Source organism: Micromonospora sp. M71_S20, from assembly GCF_003664255.1.
In the GTDB taxonomy this organism is placed as follows: Bacteria; Actinomycetota; Actinomycetes; order Mycobacteriales; family Micromonosporaceae; genus Micromonospora.
Genome location: NZ_RCCV01000001.1, coordinates 3,650,580 through 3,669,578 on the forward strand (window position 1 = coordinate 3,650,580; position 18,999 = coordinate 3,669,578).

Sequence of the window (18,999 nt, forward strand, 5' to 3'; positions counted from 1 at the left end):
GTCAGCCGGCGCCGAAGCAGACGAAGGCGGCGGCGGTGGCATGGGCGGCACCGCCGCCGTCGGTGTCGAACGCGCGCTGGGCCTCGGCGAGCGCCGCCGCCGGCGCAGCACCGGCACGCATTCGCCGGTGCAGGTCCAGCATCAGCGCGGTGGTCAGGTCGGCCGGGACCGGCAACACGGTGGCGATCAGGCTGCGGGTGCCGAGGGCCAGCAGCACGGCGGTGAAGCCCATCACCTCGTCGCCCGGCCGGACGCCGGAGAGGCCGGAGTCGCAGGCGGAGAGCACCACACAGCCCGGTGGGCGGGTCAGCCGCTCCAACTCGTACGCGGTCAACGGCCCGTCGGCCAGTTCCAGTGTGGAGAAAAGAGGGTTGTCGGCGCGGAAGGTGCCGTGCGCGGCGACGTGCGCCAGCCCGGTCCCGTTCAGCGCGTCGGTGACCGCGTCGGCGGTGGCAGCGCAGCCGGTGAGGGAGCGGGAGCCGGGCAGGGCCGCGCCGAGCTGGCGTACCTCGGTCTCGGCGGCCGGTAGCCGGGGCCCGGCCACCAGCACCGGCGGGCCGGCCGGGACGATCCGCCCGACGGCGCGCAACCAGACCGTCGCCGAGGGCGCCACCGTCACCGGCCGGCCGGCACAGGTCGGCAGGCCCGACCAGGGCACGGCGTGCAGCGCGCCGATCGGGACGATCACCAGTGGCCGGTCGCCCAGCAGCCGGCGTACCGGGTCGAAGAGCTGCCGGTCCAGCGCGGTGGTGGCGAACTCGACCCCGGCCCGGGCGCTGGCCGAGTCGCCGGTGGTGACCAGCCGGCGCAGGCCGAACCGGTGCAGGCGGGCCCGGCCCAGCGCCTCGTCGAGCGGGCCGAGGTCGTGCAAGCTGGTCCGGCCGTCGCGGACGAGTACCGCCCGCAGCCGTGGCCCGTGCGCCACCAGCTCCAGCAGCACGGCGTCACCGAGCGCGGCGGCGAGGGCGCCAACCGTGGGCGGTGCCACCAGGCCGCCGCCGTCCGGCTCCCGCGCCCCGCCGTCCGCGCCCCGGGCCAGTTCCCGGATGCGCTGTTCGAGTCGGCCCTGGCTGCGCCGCAGCGCGTGCACGGGATGCCCGGCGAGCAGCGCGTCCTCCAGGGCGGTGCTGACCATCCGCAGCTCGGCCAGGGCGGCGGCCAGCCCGGGGTCCTGCGGCGGTTGCACCGCGCGCATCCGCAGGGCGTTGGCCCGCCAGCGTTCCGCCCAGGCCAGCACCTGGGCGGGCGTGCCGGTGCGGACGGCGATGTCCAGCCCTTCGGTGGCCAGTTCGTGCCCGTACGCCCCGCTGTGCGCGCGAAGCTCGGTGGCGCCCAGGGAGGCCCGGTGCCCGTCGAGCACCGCCAGTCCCCGGCGCAGGGCCCGGGCCGCGCCCCGCAGGTCACCGTCGAGCCGGCGACGCAGGGCGAGCGCGTACCAGCCCTGGGCCCGGTGCGGCGCGGTGCCCCGGCGGTGCGCGCGGGCCGCCACCGCCAGCAGCTCGGCCGCCTGGGCGGGCCGGCCCATCGCCTCGGCCAGCCGGGCGGCCTCGATCCGGGTGGTCAGCGCCGGCGAGGGCCAGCCGGTGGCGTCGAGCTGCCCGGCGGTTCGCACCATGGCGGTCAGCAGGGCCGTCGACCGGGTGCCCCTTGCGAACTCGGCGCGCAGCTCGACGTGCCGGGCGAAGGCGGCCCAGATGCGGCGTCCCTGGCGACGGAAGCGGGCCCGGGACGAGGCGGCGGCGGTCGCGGCGGTGTCCAGGTCGCCGGCGAGCAGCGCCGCCCGGGCCCGGGCCAGCAGCGCCTCGGCGAGATCCGAGGCCATGCCCCGCCGCCGCAGCTCCGTCACGGCGGAGGCGGCGACCTCGACCGCCTCGTCGACCAGCGGCACCGAGAGCAGCAGTTCGAACCGGTCCAGCAGCAGTGCCGGACGGGGCACCGACAACCGGCGGTACTCGTCGCCGACGGCGGCGAAGGTGCGCAGGGCGCCCGCGACGTCGCCGCGCTGGCCGGCGGCGATGCCGATGTTCCAGCGGGCGTCGGCGGCGGCCAGGTCGAGCCCGAGCCGGCTGAAGATGGCCGCGGAGCGGAACAGGTCGTCGTCGGCGTCCCGGCTGGTGCCCCGGTGGGCGTTGAGCAGTCCACGGTTGTTGCGCGCCCGCGCCTCCAGCAGCAGGTCGCCCTCACGCTGGGCGATCTCCACCGCGAGGCCGTAGTCCCGGACCGCCTCGTCGAACCGCCCCCGGTAGTGCAGCACGACGCCCCGCTGCATCCGGGCCCGGCCGGCGTCGGCGCCGGTCAACCGGGGGAGGGCCAGGGTCACCGCGCGTAGCGCCGCGCCGGTGCGTCCGGCGTTGGCCAGGACGTACCCGAGGCTCATCCGGGCCAGTGCCCGCACCCGGGGCGAGTCGGTGACCCGCACCGCCCGGCGCAGGTGCCGTAGGGCGCCCGGCAGGTCGTTGAGCTCCCGCAGGGCCAGCCCGATGGCGCGTTCGGCGGTGGACCGCTCGTCGGCGTCGGGGTGGCCGACGGCGAGGACCTGCCGGGCGATCGCGATCGCCTCGCGGGGGTAGCGCTGGACTGCGTCGAGCGCGGCCTGGGCCGGGACGGCACCGGGAACGGCGCTGTCGGCCATGCCAAGAAGAATCCCGCAGTCGCGCTGCCCGGTCAATCGCGTCCGGGTGTACGGGCATCAGTCGCCTGAGCGACGATCAATTGACACCCGACTATCCTTTGAAATAATCGTCCCGGTGCCTCGGAGAGCGCTTCCGTAGCCGCCCGGCCCGTCGCCGACCACGCATCTTCGACCGCCTGGAGGACCGGTGCCGTCTGACGACTCCTTCGCGTCGCGCCCGCCCGCCGGGTTGTCCCGTCGGCAGGTCGTGGCCTGGTCCACCCTGGCCGCCGCGGCGGTGCCGCTCGGTCTCGTCGGGCGGGGCGGCCCGGCCGCCGCCGGCGAGTCGCCCGACGCGACCTACCAGCGCGTCTTCCTGGAGGCCCTGGCCGCCGACCCCGACCTGCGCCGGTACGCCGTCGAGGGCCGGGAGTTCCTCTACCGGCCCCGGCAGTTGCTGGTGGCTCACCCGGACGTGCAGCGGGTCGTGAGCCGGCTGCGCAGCTACGGCTACCCGGTCACCGAGGGTGTCGGCTTCGGCGGGGTCGCCCGGCTCCGCTTCGCCGCCGAGACCGACATCCCGTCGGTGGTGACCAGGCTCCGCGACCCGCAGCAGTGGCCCGGGCAGCCGGCGCCCCTGGTCCAGCCGCACCACGCCCTGCTCGGCTTCGGCAACATCATGGGTAACCCGGGCGGTCCGCCCCGGGTCGCCGCCGCGTTGCCGGCGCCGGATCCGGCGCGCGCGGGTGAGGGCGCGGGAGTGACGGTGGGGATCTGCGACACCGGCATCTGGCGGCAGGCCGGTTCCCGTCATCCGCAGTGGCTGGCCGGCAGCTATCTTCCCGAGGTCGACGACGAGGACGCGGTCTACGTCGGCGCGGACGTGCTGGCGCTGCAGGGTGGTCACGGCACCTTCGTCGCCGGAGTGGTCCGGCAGGCCGCGCCGGGCGTACGTTTCGATCCCGAGGCCGCGCTGAACGCCACCGGCGTCGGCGACGAGGAGATGCTGGTCGCCGCCCTCGGCCGGCTCGGTCCGCAGGTGTCGGTCGTCAACCTCTCGTTGGGCTACTTCACCCAGGACGACCAGCCCCCGTTGCCGCTGGTCAACGCGTTGGCAGGGCTGCCCGGCAGGGCGGTGGTGGCGTCGGCGGGCAATGCCGGCACCAGCCGGCGGGCGTGGCCGGCCGCCCTGGACCGGGTCCTGGCGGTGGGCGCGGTGAGTGCCGGCTCCACCGGCCCGGTGCCGGCGCCGTACAGCAGCTACGGACCGTGGGTGGACGCCTGCGCCCTGGGGGATCGGACCAGCACCTACGTCAGGGGTCGGCTCCAGTTGCCGGGACAACCGATCCGGTACTTCGACGGCTTCGCCGCCTGGGCCGGCACCTCGTTCGCCACCGGCCACGTCGCCGGCCGGCTGGCCGCCCTGATGACCAGCGCCGGGCTCGGCGCGGAGGCGGCCCGAGCCGCGCTGGTCGCCGGCCCGCGCTGGCACCCCGACTACGGCGTACTCGTCGCGTGAGGCCGGCATCGGCGCCCCGGGCGTCGTACCGGTGAGCGAGCGCGGCACCGTCGGGCTTGTCGCCGCCGCCTCCTGCGGTGACGAGCGGGCGTGGGGTGAGTTGGTGCGCCGCTACACCCCACTGGTGCTCTCGGTGATCCGGTCGTACGGACTCGACCAGGTCGACGCGGCGGACGTCAACCAGACCGTCTGGCTGCGTGCGGTGGAGCACCTGGGACGGCTGCGGGAGTCGAACGCCCTGCCCGCCTGGCTGATCACCACCACCCGACGCGAGTGTTACCGGCTGCTTCGCCTCGGCCGGCGGACCCAGCCGTTCGACCCGTACGACGACTCGGTCGACGGGCACGTCGGTGCCCGTCTGCTGGTGGATCCGGTCACCCCGGACGAGGACCTGTTGCGCGCCGAGCGGCAGCAGGCGCTGCGGGAGGCGTTCGCGCAGTTGCCGCCGCGCTGCCGGGACCTGCTGGCGCTGCTGATGGCCGATCCGCCGGTCAGCTACCGCGAGATCGGCGCCCGGTTGGGCATGCCGGTGGGTAGCGTCGGTCCGAGCCAGGCCCGGTGCCTGCACAAGCTGCGGAACTGTCCGGCACTCGCCCCGTTCCTCAGGGCGCGTCCGGGCGACGAGGGGAGCGGAGGTGACCGGGATGGAGCCGTGGCCGCCAGCCGCTGACGACGCCCTGCTGGCCGAGTTGAGGGCCGCCCTGCGGGACTCCGGCCCGGTGCCGGAGGAGTTCCTGGCCGCGGCCCTCGCCGCGTTCAGCTGGCGGACCGTCGACGCCGAACTGGCCCTCGCCGAGCTGACCTTCGACTCGGCCTGCGACCCGGAACCGGCCGGTCTCACCCGGTCCGCCGGCTCGGCGCGCACGCTGACGTTCCGCACCGGTGCGGTGGTGGTCGAGATCGAGGTGACCCCGACCGGCATCGTCGGGCAGCTCTCCCCGGCCCGGGGCGGGCGGGTCACCGCCCGGACCTCCCTCGGCCCGTACGAGGAGGTGCCGGTGGACGCGGTCGGCTACTTCTCGATGGGGATGCCGCCCGCCGGTCCGGTCCAGCTCTGCGCCCGCACCGCCGGGTACGCGGTGGCGACCACCTGGGTCACCCTGCGCTGACCCGGACACCGAGCGAACCCGGAGGCCGGCCGGGCGGAACGGAGGTCGCGGGCCCCGTCCGCGACCTCCGTCCCTGCCCTCTGCGGGCGCCTACTTGGCCCGCGGGGCCACCGTGATGTCGTACCGCACTCCGCCGAGGTCGGCCCGCTCGGCGCCGGTGGTGTCCGGGCCGACCTGGGTCACGTTGACGGCGATCCTCTCCTGGGTCGGCACGGTCGCCGTGAAGTGCAGCGAGAAGGCGAGCCGCTCACCGGGGTTGAGCTCCAGGTTGTCCAGGCTGGCCTGGCCGATGTCGACGATCTCGACCTGGTTGCGGCCTACCTCGCGGACACCCTTGCCGGCCTTGCCGCCCTTGGCCCAGCGCTCGAACAGGGTCGGGCCGAGGTCCGCGACGAGCCGGCCACCGGCGGCCTGGAACGGTGCCCCGGTCTGGCTGAAGACCACGCTGCTGCGGGCCGGCCGGGTCAGCGTGTTGCCGATGGCGAACGGCCGCGTCTGCGCCTGGCCACCGGCGGTCACCGCCACCGAGTCCACGTTGCGCCAGGCGATGTTGTTGTTGTGACGGGTGTTGACGCCGATGTCCGGTCCCTCGAAGGTCATCGGGTCGTTGGGGGAGATCCAGCGGGCCAGCAGGCAGAAGTGACCCGGGCCCGGCACGTTGTCCCACGGGATGGTGACCGAGGTGACGCCCGGGTAGACCGGCACCGCCATCGCGCCGATCTGCGTCCACGCGCCCGGCCAGGCCGCCCCGCCGCCGGGCGTGGTCCGGTAGACCCAGATCGTGCCCTCCTCCATCACGCTGTCGCCGTACGGGCCGGGGTTGCGCAGCTTGATGAAGATGTAGTTCCGCTGGCCGACGATCGGATTCTGGCTGGTCGCGCACTCGACGGCGGTGTGACAGACCTTGATGTCCGGGCTCTGCCAGAGCGGGTTGAGCGCGTGCGGTTCGAGCCCCACGTCGGCGGCCGTGTCCTTCATGTACACGTCGACCGCGGCGGCGGTGGCGGGGCCGTCCGCCGGGCCGGCCAGTGGCGCGGCACCGGCTGCGGTGACGGACAACAGCGTCGCCAGTGCCGCGCCGGTGAGCAGGGCGAGCGTCGAACGACGCGCTCTTCCCGCGAGTCTGGTAGACACATTTCCTCCCGATGATGGGGGATCGCCGTTCGCCCCGAGGTGGTGGCGTGGGCGGGTGGACATCCTTACGGAGCCCGATCGATGCGAGTAGATACATCTGCCGCCGGCGGGTGATGTCAGATGGTGGGAGTTGCCGTCAAGCCGGCGAAAGCCGCGCAGCGCTCGGACGTGCGCTCAACTGCGTCGGTTGATGACCGCGAAGGCGGCCGCCCCGACCAGGACCTCCGCCAGGATCAGCAGCGCCAGCATCATCTCGACCGCGGCGCCGAGCCCGATCGCGATCCCCGCCACGCCGGTGAGCGGCAGCGCGAGCAGCCCGAGCACGGCCAGGGCACGGGTGAGGACGGCGTCGTCCCGCTCGTCACCCGACTGGGACCACGCCCGCTCGAAGGCCGTGGTGCGTTCCGGTCGCCTGCTGAGCCGCCACGCCATCACCGCGACACCGATCAGCCCGACCGCCGCGCCCTGGAGGAAGCCCACTCCCATGTTCCCGGGCGCGTGCTCACGCAGCAGCAGGCCCACGGCGATCAGCAGCGCCACGGTCGCCAGGCCGACGCCGAGAGCCAGGGCCCTGCGCTTGTCCGTGTGCCGATCAGTCGACATGGAAGATCTCCTCGACGGTGCGGTGGAAGTGGCGCGCGATGGCGATGGCCAACGGCAGGGAGGGGTCGTAGCGGCCGTTCTCGATCGAGTTGATCGTCTGTCGCGAGACGCCCAGCGCCTGGGCCAGCTCGCGCTGGGACAGCCCGGTGGCCAGCCGGAGCGCGCAGAGGTCGTTCTTCACGAACACCCCCTGATGTCAAGTGAACTTGTCGCGACAAGCGTGCTTGACACTCTCCGGGATTGTCAAGCTCGCTTGTCTCCGGCGAGGGCTCGCCGGCCCCACCGACGCCCCGTGGCGACGTTCCGGCCGGGAACGCGGGCGACGGCCCACTCACTGTCCGATGACCGACGCGCTACTGACTGCCACGGCCCTTCGGGTGCTACCTCTTCGCGGGCGTCCGGCCGACCGGGTCGGGCCGGCAGAGCGAAGGAGCCCTCCACATGTTCCCGTTTCCCGACGAAGCGACCAGGAAGGCACTCGATCTCGGCCGGCGCGAGGTGTTCCAGACCTACCGGGTGCTGATGGCCTGCGAACTGCAGCGGCTGCGCCCCGTCGTACGGGCGCTGCCGGCGGGGCTGCGCCGGGACCGGTTGACCGCCCGGCTCGACAAGGTCGCCGCCCTGGCCGTCGGGACCTGGCTGCAGCAGATCTCGGAACGCGGCGCGACGATGCACCAGGCGGCCACCCTGTTCAAGGAGGTGCAGGACTCTCTCGACGGGGTCGTGCCCTCCGTCGTCGGCAATCCCCACCTCACCGCCGCTCTGGACGAACTGAAGACCAGGATCGTCGACGTCATGAACGACGACAGGAGTCCCACGCACGTCGCCGTCAACACCGCGTTCGCGCGTCTGTTCGGGTCCACCTCATCGGTGGCCAAGGCGCGTTTCGCGCAGACGGTCACGGCCCTGCGGGCGCTGCTCACGCGCACCGACGGCCGACGGTCGGGATTCGTGTGCAACCTGTCGCTGCCCGACGGGATGGGCGCGCTGGCCAGCGGTCAGGGCGACACCGCCATCATCAACGTGGGTCGCTCCGCGCTCGACGGGACGATGCACCTGTGGGAGCTCGCCGCCACGCTCGTGCACGAGGGTACGCACATCCTGGCGGACAACCCGACGGTCGACATCGTCTACCGCCACCGCAACGCCGCCTACTACCTGCAGGGCCAGATCGCCCTGCAGAACGCCGCCAACTTCGAGCAGACCGTCTACGAGGCGTTGGGCCAGGGTGGCCCGTTCCCCACCGACGCCGAGGTGGCCGCCATGCGGGGCCGCAGTGCGCCCCGGACGGACTCGCTGCACACCGTGCTCGCGTCCCGCATCACCCGTGCGTGGGTGCGCACCTACGACTTCACCTGCCTCGACTTCACCAGGACCGACCTGCCCAAGCCGGTCGCTCTCGTGCTCACCGACCTGCCGCAGGACCGGGCGTACGCGCCGTTGACCAAGGCGTACATGGAGGCACTGCACGCGGCGATGCTGGCGCTGATGCGGGCGGAGGAGCGGCTGGTGGTGCGGGCCGAGCCGAAGATGCTGAACCACTCGACGGTGATCAACTCGGACGGCACCATCCGGTTCACCATCAACTCCGACCTTGCCGCTCAGACTCCCGTGGCCCAGCTCCTGCACTGGATGCTCGACGAGCTCGTCGCCGAGGCGAAGTGCCAGATCCCCAAGGACACGGCGCAACTGCTGGCCCTGATCCTGGGCATCGAGAAGTTCGACCGGGACAACGTGCACGACGTGCTGAACGACTTCTACGGCTCCTTCCACTGAGCGGCGGCCGCCGAGCGCCGCCGCCCAGGCGATGCCTGGCGGTGCTCGACTCGATGCCGCCCCCCGTGACGCCGGGGACGTACCCATCGACCACAATCGGAGGCCGTCAGCGTCCACAGTCGAAAGGACCCGAGTGAAGCGCCGCCTTCTGCACGCCCTGACGGTCGCGACCGTCGTCTTCTCCGGTACGGCCGTGGTGGCCGCGCCGGCCTCGGCGAGCGACGCGTGGGGCATCGTCTGCAACCTCCGGCAGAACACCTGGCTGCGCGCCGAGCCGCACGGCCACGTGCTGCTCACCCTGACTGCCGGGCGCGGGTTCCGCTGGCACGGTCAGGTCTCGGCCGTCGACGACGACGTCTGGATCTACGGCCACGGCGCCGAGCACCCGTCCGTGGACGGTTGGGTCCCGGCCGGCAACACCACCTGCTGAGCCGGCACGTGAGCAGGGGCGGCCGCCGCGCGCTGCCGTCCCGTCGCAGGGCGACGGCCGGGATCCGCTGACCACGCCCATCCCGGCCGTCCCGCCGAGCCTGGACACCGAACGCCACCGCGGCGCCGACCCGATCGGGGGCGGCGCCGCGGGTGGTTCCGGCGCAGCCCGCTTCGGCACGCCACCGGCGGAGGTTCCGGTGCGAAAGTAAGGCATGACAAGGCAGAGCGACGGTTACGTGATCCGGGCCGGCCGACCCTCCGACGCACCCGAACTCGCCGCCCTGCACGCGTCGGTCCAGCTGCAGTGGGTGACCGGCGGGAAGCCGCACCCCGGCATCGCCGCCTGGGTCGAGAGCCTGCTGACCGACCATCCCTCGGTCGTGCCCGACGACTTCCTGGTGGCCGTGGACCTGGTGACCGGCCGCCCGGCGGCGAGCCTCGTGGGCCTCCGACAGGACTGGAGCGTGGCCGGGGTGCGCCTGCCGGTGGCCCAGGTCGAGCTGGTCAGTACGGCGCCGGAGCACCGCGGTAACCGGCTCACCGAGCGGCTGTTCGCCGCGCTGCACGAGCGGTACGCGTCCCGCGGCGTGCCCGTCGAGGTCATCGAGGGGATCCCCTACTTCTACCGGCGGCTCGGCTATGACTACGCCCTCGCCAGCGGCGGCGCGCCGGCGGTGCCCGCCGCCGCACTGCCGGCCACTGGTCGGGCCGGGCCGGACGACCTCTCCGACGGCCTGACGCTGCGCTCGGCGACCGCCGCGGACGCGAGTGCCCTCGCCGACATCGACCGGCGGCTCGGTGACGGCGACGCCTGGTCTGCCCGAGGGACGCGGGGGTGTGGCGGTACGAGATCGCCGGACGCCGTCAGGCGGACCTCGCCCGGCGCGTCGTCGCCGTCCTGGTGCGGGGCGCCGAAGTCCGTGGATACCTGGTGCACGGTGCCCGGCTCAACGCCGCCGGCGAGCTGGCCGTGTTCGCGGCGGCCTGTACGCGTACCGCCGACTGGACGCAGGCCGCCGTGGCCATGCACGCGTACCTGGCCCGGATCGGTCGAGGGTACGAGGCGGCGGCGGGTCGACCGTTCGTCGCGGTCAGCCCCGCGCTCGACCACGGGCACCCGCTGGCGCGCCTCGGCCCGCCGGGCGTACCGAGGCGGCCCAGAGGCTGGTACGTCCGCACCGGCGATCCGGTCGACCTGCTCGCCCGGTTGGTACCGCTGCTGCGGGCCCGTTGGCGCGCGGCCGACCTGCGGTGGCGTGAGGCGACACTGACCATCGACATGTACGGCCGCGCCGCCCGGCTGATGTTCACCGACGGCGAGCTGACGGCGGTGACGGCAGTGCGCGGCACGGTCGGCCCGGCCACCGACCCGGCGACCCACGCCGCCGTCCCGCCGGGCGCTCTGCTCCAGCTCGCCCTCGGCAACCGCACCCTGCCCGAGGTGCTGGACGCCTGGCCGGACTGCCTGCTGCGGGACCGCCTCACCGAGCACTTCCTGACGGTGGCGTTCCCTCGGGTGCCGGTCCGCGTCTGGCCCCGCAACTGAGCAGGGCGCGGTTGCCGCCGTACCGGAGGTCGCGGCTGTGCTGACACCTGCCGCCGACCTTCCGGACGCCCGGGCCGTCGGGGCCGGGGTGGCTACCGGGGCGGTAACACGCAGAACTCGTTGCCGTCCGGGTCGGCCATGACCACCCAGCCGACCTCGCCCTGGCCGATGTCGATCCGGGTGGCCCCCAGGGAGAGCAGCCGGTCGACCTCCGTCTGCTGATCGCCGTCAGCAGGCGGGGCGAGGTCGAAGTGCAGGCGTTGCTTGCCGGTCTTCGGATTCAGCGGTGGGCCACCCCACGTGATCTTCGGGCCGCCCAGCGGTGAGCGGATCGCGGTCTCCTGGTCCTGGTCCCAGACCAGCGGCCAGCCCAGCGCTTCGCTCCAGAAGTACCCGACCTCCTGCGAGCCGTCGCAGGCCAGCGCCCCGACGAATCCGCAGTCGGCAAGGAAGTTGTTGCCCGGCTCGATGACGCAGAACTCGTTGCCTTCGGGGTCGGCGAGCACCACGTGACCCTCTTCGGGGCGCTGACCGACGTCGATGTGCCGTGCGCCGAGTTCCACCGCCCTGGCCACCGTCTGCTGCTGGTCCTCGAGGGATGCGCTCGTCAGGTCGAAGTGCATCGGGTTCGGGCCGACCTTCGGCCGCTCGGTCGGAAGGAAACGGAGCCGGAACCCGGTGTCGTCACTGGGCAGCAGCGCGACACCGTCGGGTGGTTCGTCGGCCATGTCCCAGCCCAGGACCCCGGACCAGAACCGGGCGAGGCGCGGAGGGTGGTTCGCATCGAAGCTGAGCGCGAACAGTTGACACGTCATATTCTGCGCATCTCCGATCGGCGGTGTGACCGCTGTCGACAGGACGCCTTGCCGGCGCGTAGGTCGGGAGCCTAAGGGCGGGCCGGCGGCGTCCGCAGCCGAGTATTCGACGCCGCCGGGCCCGCCGGTCACCTCGCCGCCGTCGGCGAATGGCGCCGATTCACGAGGATGACGGGACCTGCTGCCAGAGCGGGGAGATCCGGGCCCGCGCGAATCGCCAGCCGGTCGGCGTACGTGCGGCGGTGTAGTGGGCCTGGACGCCGGCGGTCCGGTGCGGCGCCGCGCCCCGGTGGAAGAAGTACACGAGCTGATGGGTGCCGACCTCGGCGTGGTCGCCGTCGAGATCCACCACCACGTCGGTGTTGAAGTGCTGGGTCAACTCCTCCTCCGGGCTGGTCCGCCGCACGACGTCGACGATTTCGTCGATGCCGCGCAGGGCCCCGCGCGGGCTGCTGGTCTCGGCGTCCGGGGCGTAGACGGCCCGCAGGTCCTCGAAGCGCCGCTCGTCCAGCGCCCGCGCGAGTCTGGCGACCAGTTCGGCGATCTCGACGCGGTCGGTCACGTGTGACATCTCGATCCTCCATATCGTTGGCGCGACCAACGGTAAGGCAGATCGTTGGCGCCACCAACGTCCTGTTAGCATGGTCACCCGTGGAACCGACACCGGACCGTCTCGCCACGAAGGCGAGCTGGCTCATCACCCAGACGGCCGTGCACGCGAGGCGGTTCGTCTCCCAGGGGTTCGCCGCCGCCGGCGCGCGGGGCTACCACTACCGGGTGCTCGCCGCGTTGCGGGAGTTCGGCCCCGCGAGCCAGGCGGAGCTGGGGCGGCGCTGCCGCATGGACCGCAGCGACGTCGTCGCGGCCGCGACCGAGCTGGAGGGGGAGGGCTTCGTCGGGCGCAGCGCCGACCCGACGGACCGCCGACGCAACATCGTCACCCTCACCGAGGCGGGCGTCCGGCAGCTCCGGCGGCTGGACCGCGCGCTCGACGACGTGCAGGAGGAGCTGCTCGCCCCGCTGTCGGCCAGCGAGCGGCAGGCCCTGGTCGCGTTGCTCGGCAAGGTGCTCGACCATCACGGCGGCGCACCGACATCGTGATCAGCCGCCCGTAGGGCCGCGACGTCGCCCGTTCGACGTCGTCGGTCCGCCACTGCTGAGCCCGTACCGCCATGCCCACCGCCGGGCCGGGGCCGACTGCGGCCGCCGACGGTCCCGGTGTGACCTAGATCATCAACTGCTCTCCCGCCGGGACCGCGACCGACCGTCCGCAGCGCGCTCGGACCGGCCGGACCTGCGACTTCCGCGGATCGCGTCCTCTCGTCCCGCCGACGCCGGTTCGGCTGACCGGCCGATGGGTCGCTGTCGTGTCGGTCACTACTGTTAGCGTGCCCTCGTTGTCGATCACGGCCGATTCCTCACGAAATCTGGCTGTTCTGCCACTGCGGAGGGTATTCCTGATGGGCTGGCTACCGGTGGGGGACTCGTACGAGGTCTCTCTCGTGGACGGAAAGGTGGCGGCCCGGTCCATCGGCCCGCGGGCCGGCGGCCGTCCGCTGAAGACTCTGCCGAAGGCGCTGCGGGACGACCCGGAGGTCGACCGGCTGCGCCAGCTCGCCCAGTGGCTCGACCGGCACGCCGCGGAGTGCCTGGCCCGGGTCGACGCCTGGGTGGTGTCCTCGCTGCCGGTGCCGACGGGGCTGCTGGCCCGGGTCTGGCCGGACCCGGCCTGGCAGGACGCGTTGCGCGACCTCGTGGTGCTCGGGGACGACCCGGCCGCGCCGGGCTTCCTGCGCGACGTCACCGACACCGGCGACCTGCGCGTGGTCAACCTCGACGGGGAGACCGTCCGGCTCTCGCCGGTCAGCGCCACGCTGCCCCATCCGGTGCGCCTGCCCGAGCTGGCCGACCTGCGCGAGTTCGCCGACGAACTGGACGTCTCCCAGCGGATCGAGCAACTGCACCGGGGCACCTGGGGCAGACCCGACGACCTGAAACAGCGCGACACGACCATCACCGACTTCCGCGGCACCGCCGTGCCGAACCGGCTCGCCGCCCGGGCCGCCACGCGCGGCTTCCGGGTCTCCGGCTCGCAGGTCAAGTGCCGGGTCTGGGAGGCCGGCCGCACGGTCGAGGCCGCCCTGTGGTTCGACGAGGACTACTGGGACTCGGAGGCGACCCTGGGCAACCTCTCCTGGTCGGTGGTGGACGGGCCGACGTTGCGGTTGACCGAGGTCGGGCCGGTGGCCTGGTCGGAAGGAATGCGGATGGCGACGGCCCTGTCCGGCGCCGTGACCGGAACGGGGAAGAAGGCGTGACCGGGATGACGACGACGGCTGACGATGGCGCGGTCGAGAACCTGCTGACCGCCGGCGCGGTGCTGCCGGCCGACACCGCCGGGGCCGGTGACCGGGCGGTGCCCCTCACCGCCCGCACCTACCGGCACCCGGCCCTCGACGACCGGCCGGTGGTCCGCCTGGTCGACGCCGCCCTGGGCGAGGGCGAGGACATCGCCGTCGGGTTCCTCGGCCTGTCTCCCGGCGCCGAGCCGGTCGTCGTCGGGCTGGGTCCCCGCCGACCGCTGGCCTTCCCGGAGTGGGTGCTGGTGCACCACCCGGCGGACGGCCGGCACGCGTTGGCGGTGGTGCCGGAGTTGCAGAAGCTGGCCAAGCAGGTGCGGTCGCGGCCGAAGGCCGCCCTGGACGGACACCAGAGCATCGCCGACCGGCTCGCCCGTACGCTGCCGCACCTCCTGCCGACGTTCTTCGAGCAGGCGGCGCGGGTGTTCCTGGCCGCCGGGCAGGACGCGTACGCGACGCAGCTGTTCAACAAGGCGCGCAAGGCGGAGGCGCAGCACGGCCTGCCGGTCGACCTGGACCGGCTGGACGAGGTCTACGTGGAGTTCGCCTCGGCCAAGGTGGTGTCCGCGACCGCGTTGGCCGGCTACGCCAAGGAGTTGTCCGCCCAGTTGCCGGCCGACGAGGCGCTGGAGCGGTTCTGCCGGCTGGCACTGCGGGCCGCGACCGCCGGCGTGGTTCCGTCCACCCAGTCGGCCGCCGTGGTGAACCGGCTGGTCCGGGCCGCCACCAAGGCCGCCGGCAAGGCCGGGGCCGCCGCCGTCGCCGAGCGTGAGGCGGCCTATCTGACCGAGCTGCTCCGGCTGCCGGTGGCCGCCGAGGCGCCGGCCGGCTGGTGGAAGGCGCACCTGCCGGCGCTGACGGCGCTGGCCGGTCGCGACCCGGCGATCCGCGGCAGCCTGCTCGACCTGATGCCCGCCGGCCGGGACGACCTGGTCACCTGGCTGGCCCTGCTGACCGACACCGGTGCGCTCGCGGGGCTGTCCGACCCGGACGTGCCGGACCCGGCCCGCCCGCAGGACGGCTCCGTCGGCTGGCTGCGCCGCTTCGTGAGCCGGGTCAACTCCGGCCACCAACGCCGTCGGCTGCCGCAGCTGTACCCGCTCGTCGAGCGGATGGCCGACCGGCTGCGCGTCGAGCTGGCCGACAGCGGCGAGACCCTCGGGGCCGACGGGGACCTGGAACTGCTCGACCTGCTGCTCGCCCTCGACCTGCCGGTGGCCGCGCCGAAGGAGCACGAGGCCCTGGACCTGGCGAGCTGGGTCACGCGTGGGGGAGAGCGCGACCTGCTCGCCGTCGCCGGCGACGACCGGTTCACCGGTGCCCTGCGCCGGGGCCTCGACCAGCTCGACGACCAGCAGGCCGCCCTGCGCCGGATGGTCGAGACGCCGGGCATCCGGCCGATGCTGATCGACTGGCTGCGGGCCCGCATCCGCGACCGGTTCGCCGCCGGCCTGCCGTACCTGCCGGCGTCGGTGGACTGGCTGGGCAGGCTCCCGGTCGAGGCGCTGCGCCTGGTGTCCGACGAGCTTGACGGAACCGGTGAGCCCGGTCGGGGCGGCGACGTCGGGCAGGCCCTCGGCGTCGACCTCGCCGAGCGCGTCGCCCGCAGCCTGCGCGGCGGGATCCTCGACGAGTTGGGCTGGCCGGACTGGGAACTGGCCTGGCAGGAGGTGACCGGCGGCGACCGTCGGATCGAGGTGGTCCGGCAGGAAGCCTGGCCGTACGTGATCCTGGGCGGGCCGACCACGGTGCGCGTGATCGGCGCCGAGGGCATCGTGCTCCGCCACGACCTGCGCATCCCGGCCGGCGACATGTGGGGTCAACCCGGCTACCACTACGTCGACGGTCAACTGCTTGTCTACTGGCGTTCCAAGGCGCTCGACTACGACCTGCGGGGCTACTGGCACTCGTCGCCGGGCGAACCGCAGCTCATCCAGGGCCGTCACCACGGCAAGCAGCCGCGCGGGAAGCAGATCACCCTGCCGCTGGCCGGCGGCGGGCGGACCACCGGCGACGGCGTGCTGCACGCCGGTGACACGGCCGTCCCGTCCGAGCTGCCGGTCATCACCGACGGCACCTCGCACTGGGTGTACCGGCACAGCGAGGAGGACGACGCCTACGGCTGGCGCGAGTACGACCCGGTCGCCAACACCCACGGCCGGCGCGGCCTGCCCCGGTTCCTGGCCGACCTCCCGGTCGACGGAAGCCACCTCCGGGAGTCGGCCAGCTGGCTGCGGCCGGCCCTGTCCGACCGGGCCACCCCGGCCGCCGTCCCGGTGGACGGGCTGCTCGGCTGGCGGGTGGTCACGCTGCCGGACGGCTCGGTACGCGGTGAGGACCTGGCCGGTCGTACCGTCACCGTGGCCGCCGGCCAGGAACCGATTGCGGCGCTGGTGCTGCCCGGCGACGACCGGCCGCGTGCCGTGCTCCATGGTCCCGTCCTGGTCGACCCGGACGGGATGGTGTCGGCCGCCGCCGGACCGCCGTCCAGCCGGGACTACAGCCCCGGCGCGGTTCCGCTGCCGGCACGGCAGTTCCTCGGCAACATGCTGCCCCGCGACCCGGCCGGCTCCACCGCCCTGCGCCGGATGGACCGGGAGACCGCCGCCGCGCTGCTGAAGGCCGCCCTCGACGAGCGCCGCGCCGCCCTGGCCGAAGAGGCCGCGCGGGCCGCAGCCCGCGCGGCGCGATCCGGGTTGACCGCGGCCACGCAGGCCGTCACCGGCCTTCCCGTCGCGGTTCCGGCGACCATGGTTGGCGGCGCCGGCTCCGGGCCCGCCACCACCGGCGCGACCGCTGACGAGGACGACACGGACGCGCTGGTCGAGCTGGTCCGCTCGACGCTGCCGGCCGTCAGCCACGACGCCGTGCTGACGGGGGTGGCCGGGGTGCTGCGGCTGGCCGCCCGGGTGCGCACGGACCTGGACGCGGTGACCGAGCGGCTCACCAGGTCGTTGTCCGCCCCGGCGGCGGTGGCGCCGGCGGTCACCGTGACCGGACCCACCGACCGGCAGCTCAACGCGGCGCTGGACGGCCTGCGTGGCGCGGCCCACGGGGCGGGCACCGCGACCCACGCCTTCACCCAGTTCCAGGCGTTCACCACCCAGTGGTCCACCGCCGGCGGGGGCGCCTCCGCCGTACGCCTGCACCTCGACGGGCCGCCGCTGCCGTCCGCGCTGGACTGGTGGTCCCTGCTCGGCGGGCTGGCCGCCGTCGCCTACCGGGCCGTCGCGGCGGTCACCCCGGACGAGCACCGGGAGACGCTGCGCGCCCTGCTCGCGGCGCTGGACCGGCTTGACCTGACCGCGGCGGCCGCGCCGGGGCGCTGGCGCCGGTGCAGGCTGCACCTGCGCGACGACGACCTGAAGAACCCCGACGGCTCGCGCCGCTACCCGAGGCCGGGCATCCTGCCGTTGCCCGACGGGGCGTTCCTCGCCGTCCTCAACTCCAGGGGCACGGCCACCGGCTACTTCTTCGACGCGCTGCACCACGACCCGGCGGGCGTGTTCGCCGTGCCCGAGCCCTACACGGCGCAGTCCTCGGAGCCGGTCGGTGACGAACGGCCGGCCGGCTGGCTGGCCGGTTTCCTCACCGAGGCGGCCGCGCGCGGCCCGCTGCCCTGGCGGCCGGAGGCGGCCGAGCAGTTCGCCGAGCTGACCGGCGTCACCCCCACCGCCGCGAAGCTGCTGCTGGCCGGCCTTCCGTACGTGGACTCGGCGAACACCGTGCCGACCGAGCTGCGCAAGGCGCTCGGGATCAGGCAGGTCGGGGAGGTCAAGCTGGCCTTCGGGGTGCTGAGGGAGGCCAGGCCGGGACTGCGGCGGGCCGTGGTCTCGGCGCTGCTGCCGGAGGACCCGGCCCGGCTGTGGACCGACGGCCCCGACGTGGCCGCCGCCGCGGCGGTGTGGAACGCCGCCCTGGGACGCCGGGTGGTGGTGCCCGAACAGCTGCTCGCCGAGGCGACGCGCACGGTCCGCACCGGCTGGGAGCCGGCCAAGGCGTTGCCGGCGCTGCTCGACCCGGCCCGTTCGACCGAGCTGAGCACCGACCTGGCCTTCGAGATCAGGGGCGACCGGGTCCGGCCGGTCGACGGCCGCGCGGCGGGCTTCACCGGTCACGTGCTGCGCTCCACGGTCGCCCTGGCGGCCTGGGTGGCCCACCACACGCCGGCCGGCGACGCGTGCCGGGCTGCGCTGCCCGCCGCGCTGGCCGCGATCCGGGACCGGCTGGCCAACCCCGGCCTGTTGCTCGACCTCGACCAGTACGTCTCCCTGCCCGCGTTCCGGCAGGTGGCGGGCACCCCGTCGGAGACCGGCCCCGGCTGGGAACGGTACGGCGCCATCGTGCTGTCCACCCACGACAGCCAGCCGTCGCCCGCGCTGCGGCCGGACCTGCTCGACGCCGACGGGTCCGACCCGTACCTGCCGGCGCTGCGCGGTGACGCCGCCAAGCCGTACCCGGTCGAGGTGGCGCTGCGCCTGGTCCGCGACCCACGCTTCGCGGCGCTGCTCGGCGATCCGGGGGAGCCGGGCGGCGGCGCGCGGGCGGCGGACGGCACCTGGTGGCCGCAGGATCCGACCCGGTCGGTGCCGGACCTGGTCGCCGAGGTGGCCGGGGCACACGGCCTGGGCGCCGACGCGGCGGCGGTGTACCTGATGCTGCTGGCCATGCCGGATCCGACCGACCGCAACACGGCGAAGTGGACCGGCTGGAAGCCGGCCCGGCTGAAGGCGGCCCGCGCCGAACTGGCCGGCACCGACCTGGTCGTCGAGGCCAGCCGGTCCCGGGCCGGCCGCTCGCTGTTCCTGCCCGGCCCCTGGCTGGAACGCGGCAGCGGGCAGGCGCCGATCGAGGGCTGGAAGGTGACCCTGTTCGACCTCGCACCCGACGGCACGGCCGCGCTCGGCGTGACCGTACCGTTCGAACCGGCCGCCGAGCTGCACCGGCGGGCCTGGCAACGCCTGCGCGACGGCGACCGGCCCCGCTTCGACAACCTGCCCACCCGCCGCTGACCCACCCCTGACGCGGTGGTGGTGTCCGCGACGACCTGCCCGGCCGTCGCGGCACCACCGGGCCGCCAACCCCTGTCCCGAC

Annotated in this window: 14 protein-coding genes and 1 pseudogene; 9 read left to right on the plus strand and 6 right to left on the minus strand. The window is 74.3% G+C overall.

Annotation, left to right across the window (positions count from 1 at the left end):
* Position 1: 1 nt before the first annotated feature.
* On the minus strand, positions 2-2,632 hold the full coding sequence (locus tag DER29_RS15695) for a CHAT domain-containing protein (RefSeq protein WP_121398006.1): 2,631 nt from the start codon (positions 2,630-2,632) through the stop codon (positions 2-4).
* Between the two features lie 187 nt (positions 2,633-2,819).
* Here DER29_RS15695 and DER29_RS15700 point away from each other — a divergent pair, with 187 nt between their 5' ends.
* The 3 genes from DER29_RS15700 to DER29_RS15710 are packed head-to-tail and all read left to right on the plus strand — an operon-like array spanning position 2,820 to position 5,239.
* Positions 2,820-4,130: a S8/S53 family peptidase gene (locus DER29_RS15700; RefSeq protein ID WP_233599828.1), complete on the plus strand. Its 1,311-nt coding sequence runs from the start codon at positions 2,820-2,822 to the stop codon at positions 4,128-4,130.
* 31 nt (positions 4,131-4,161) lie between these two features.
* Entirely contained in the window at positions 4,162-4,800 is a 639-nt protein-coding gene (locus tag DER29_RS15705; RefSeq protein WP_121398007.1) for an RNA polymerase sigma factor, read from the plus strand.
* Positions 4,775-5,239 (plus strand): hypothetical protein, encoded by a 465-nt coding sequence (locus DER29_RS15710; protein ID WP_121399263.1) that lies wholly within the window; start codon positions 4,775-4,777, stop codon positions 5,237-5,239. The genes DER29_RS15705 and DER29_RS15710 overlap by 26 nt, the downstream gene beginning before the upstream one ends.
* Positions 5,240-5,329: 90 nt before the next feature.
* Here the strand turns inward: DER29_RS15710 and DER29_RS15715 are convergent, their stop codons facing one another.
* The 3 genes from DER29_RS15715 to DER29_RS15725 all read right to left on the minus strand — a co-directional run bounded on the left by DER29_RS15715 (position 5,330) and on the right by DER29_RS15725 (position 7,163).
* Positions 5,330-6,373, minus strand: a complete 1,044-nt coding sequence (locus DER29_RS15715) for a hypothetical protein (protein ID WP_148710060.1) — start codon at positions 6,371-6,373, stop codon at positions 5,330-5,332.
* 174 nt (positions 6,374-6,547) lie between these two features.
* A complete protein-coding gene (locus tag DER29_RS15720) occupies positions 6,548-6,976 on the minus strand; it encodes a hypothetical protein (protein ID WP_121398009.1) in 429 nt (142 codons plus the stop codon).
* Positions 6,966-7,163, minus strand: coding sequence for a helix-turn-helix transcriptional regulator (locus tag DER29_RS15725; protein WP_370040075.1), 198 nt, complete (start codon positions 7,161-7,163; stop codon positions 6,966-6,968). Before DER29_RS15725 ends, DER29_RS15720 begins: the two co-directional genes overlap by 11 nt.
* Positions 7,164-7,417: 254 nt before the next feature.
* Here DER29_RS15725 and DER29_RS15730 point away from each other — a divergent pair, with 254 nt between their 5' ends.
* The 3 genes and pseudogenes from DER29_RS15730 (at position 7,418) to DER29_RS15740 (ending at position 10,730) form a co-directional block, all read left to right on the plus strand.
* Positions 7,418-8,752 carry a M35 family metallo-endopeptidase gene (locus tag DER29_RS15730; RefSeq protein ID WP_121398010.1) on the plus strand — a complete coding sequence of 445 codons (1,335 nt, stop codon included), beginning with the start codon at positions 7,418-7,420 and terminating at the stop codon, positions 8,750-8,752.
* A gap of 133 nt (positions 8,753-8,885) precedes the next feature.
* A complete protein-coding gene (locus DER29_RS15735; protein ID WP_121398011.1) occupies positions 8,886-9,182 on the plus strand; it encodes a hypothetical protein in 297 nt (98 codons plus the stop codon).
* Positions 9,183-9,396: 214 nt separating this feature from the next.
* Positions 9,397-10,730, plus strand: a pseudogene (locus DER29_RS15740) (GNAT family N-acetyltransferase).
* 92 nt (positions 10,731-10,822) lie between these two features.
* Here DER29_RS15740 and DER29_RS15745 read toward each other — a convergent pair.
* Positions 10,823-11,545, minus strand: a complete 723-nt coding sequence (locus DER29_RS15745; protein ID WP_121398012.1) for a VOC family protein — start codon at positions 11,543-11,545, stop codon at positions 10,823-10,825.
* Between the two features lie 160 nt (positions 11,546-11,705).
* Positions 11,706-12,116, minus strand: coding sequence for a nuclear transport factor 2 family protein (locus DER29_RS15750; RefSeq protein ID WP_158619029.1), 411 nt, complete (start codon positions 12,114-12,116; stop codon positions 11,706-11,708).
* 80 nt (positions 12,117-12,196) lie between these two features.
* Here DER29_RS15750 and DER29_RS15755 point away from each other — a divergent pair, with 80 nt between their 5' ends.
* The 3 genes from DER29_RS15755 (at position 12,197) to DER29_RS15765 (ending at position 18,917) form a co-directional block, all read left to right on the plus strand.
* On the plus strand, positions 12,197-12,646 hold the full coding sequence (locus tag DER29_RS15755; protein WP_121398014.1) for a MarR family winged helix-turn-helix transcriptional regulator: 450 nt from the start codon (positions 12,197-12,199) through the stop codon (positions 12,644-12,646).
* 359 nt (positions 12,647-13,005) lie between these two features.
* Complete coding sequence (locus DER29_RS15760; protein ID WP_121398015.1) at positions 13,006-13,863, plus strand: DUF4132 domain-containing protein; 858 nt, start codon at positions 13,006-13,008, stop codon at positions 13,861-13,863.
* A gap of 5 nt (positions 13,864-13,868) precedes the next feature.
* Positions 13,869-18,917, plus strand: coding sequence for a DNA-binding protein (locus DER29_RS15765; protein ID WP_148710061.1), 5,049 nt, complete (start codon positions 13,869-13,871; stop codon positions 18,915-18,917).
* Positions 18,918-18,999 lie beyond the last annotated feature (82 nt).

What these genes read in the sequence shown, in the direction of transcription:
- DER29_RS15720 (WP_121398009.1), bottom strand. Translation starts at nt 6,976, where the DNA reads ATGTCGACTGATCGGCACACGGACAAGCGCAGGGCCCTGGCTCTCGGC.
- DER29_RS15765 (WP_148710061.1), top strand. Translation starts at nt 13,869, where the DNA reads ATGACGACGACGGCTGACGATGGCGCGGTCGAGAACCTGCTGACCGCC.
- DER29_RS15760 (WP_121398015.1), top strand. Translation starts at nt 13,006, where the DNA reads ATGGGCTGGCTACCGGTGGGGGACTCGTACGAGGTCTCTCTCGTGGAC.
- DER29_RS15745 (WP_121398012.1), bottom strand. Translation starts at nt 11,545, where the DNA reads ATGACGTGTCAACTGTTCGCGCTCAGCTTCGATGCGAACCACCCTCCG.
- DER29_RS15695 (WP_121398006.1), bottom strand. Translation starts at nt 2,632, where the DNA reads ATGGCCGACAGCGCCGTTCCCGGTGCCGTCCCGGCCCAGGCCGCGCTC.
- DER29_RS15710 (WP_121399263.1), top strand. Translation starts at nt 4,775, where the DNA reads ATGGAGCCGTGGCCGCCAGCCGCTGACGACGCCCTGCTGGCCGAGTTG.
- DER29_RS15750 (WP_158619029.1), bottom strand. Translation starts at nt 12,116, where the DNA reads ATGTCACACGTGACCGACCGCGTCGAGATCGCCGAACTGGTCGCCAGA.
- DER29_RS15730 (WP_121398010.1), top strand. Translation starts at nt 7,418, where the DNA reads ATGTTCCCGTTTCCCGACGAAGCGACCAGGAAGGCACTCGATCTCGGC.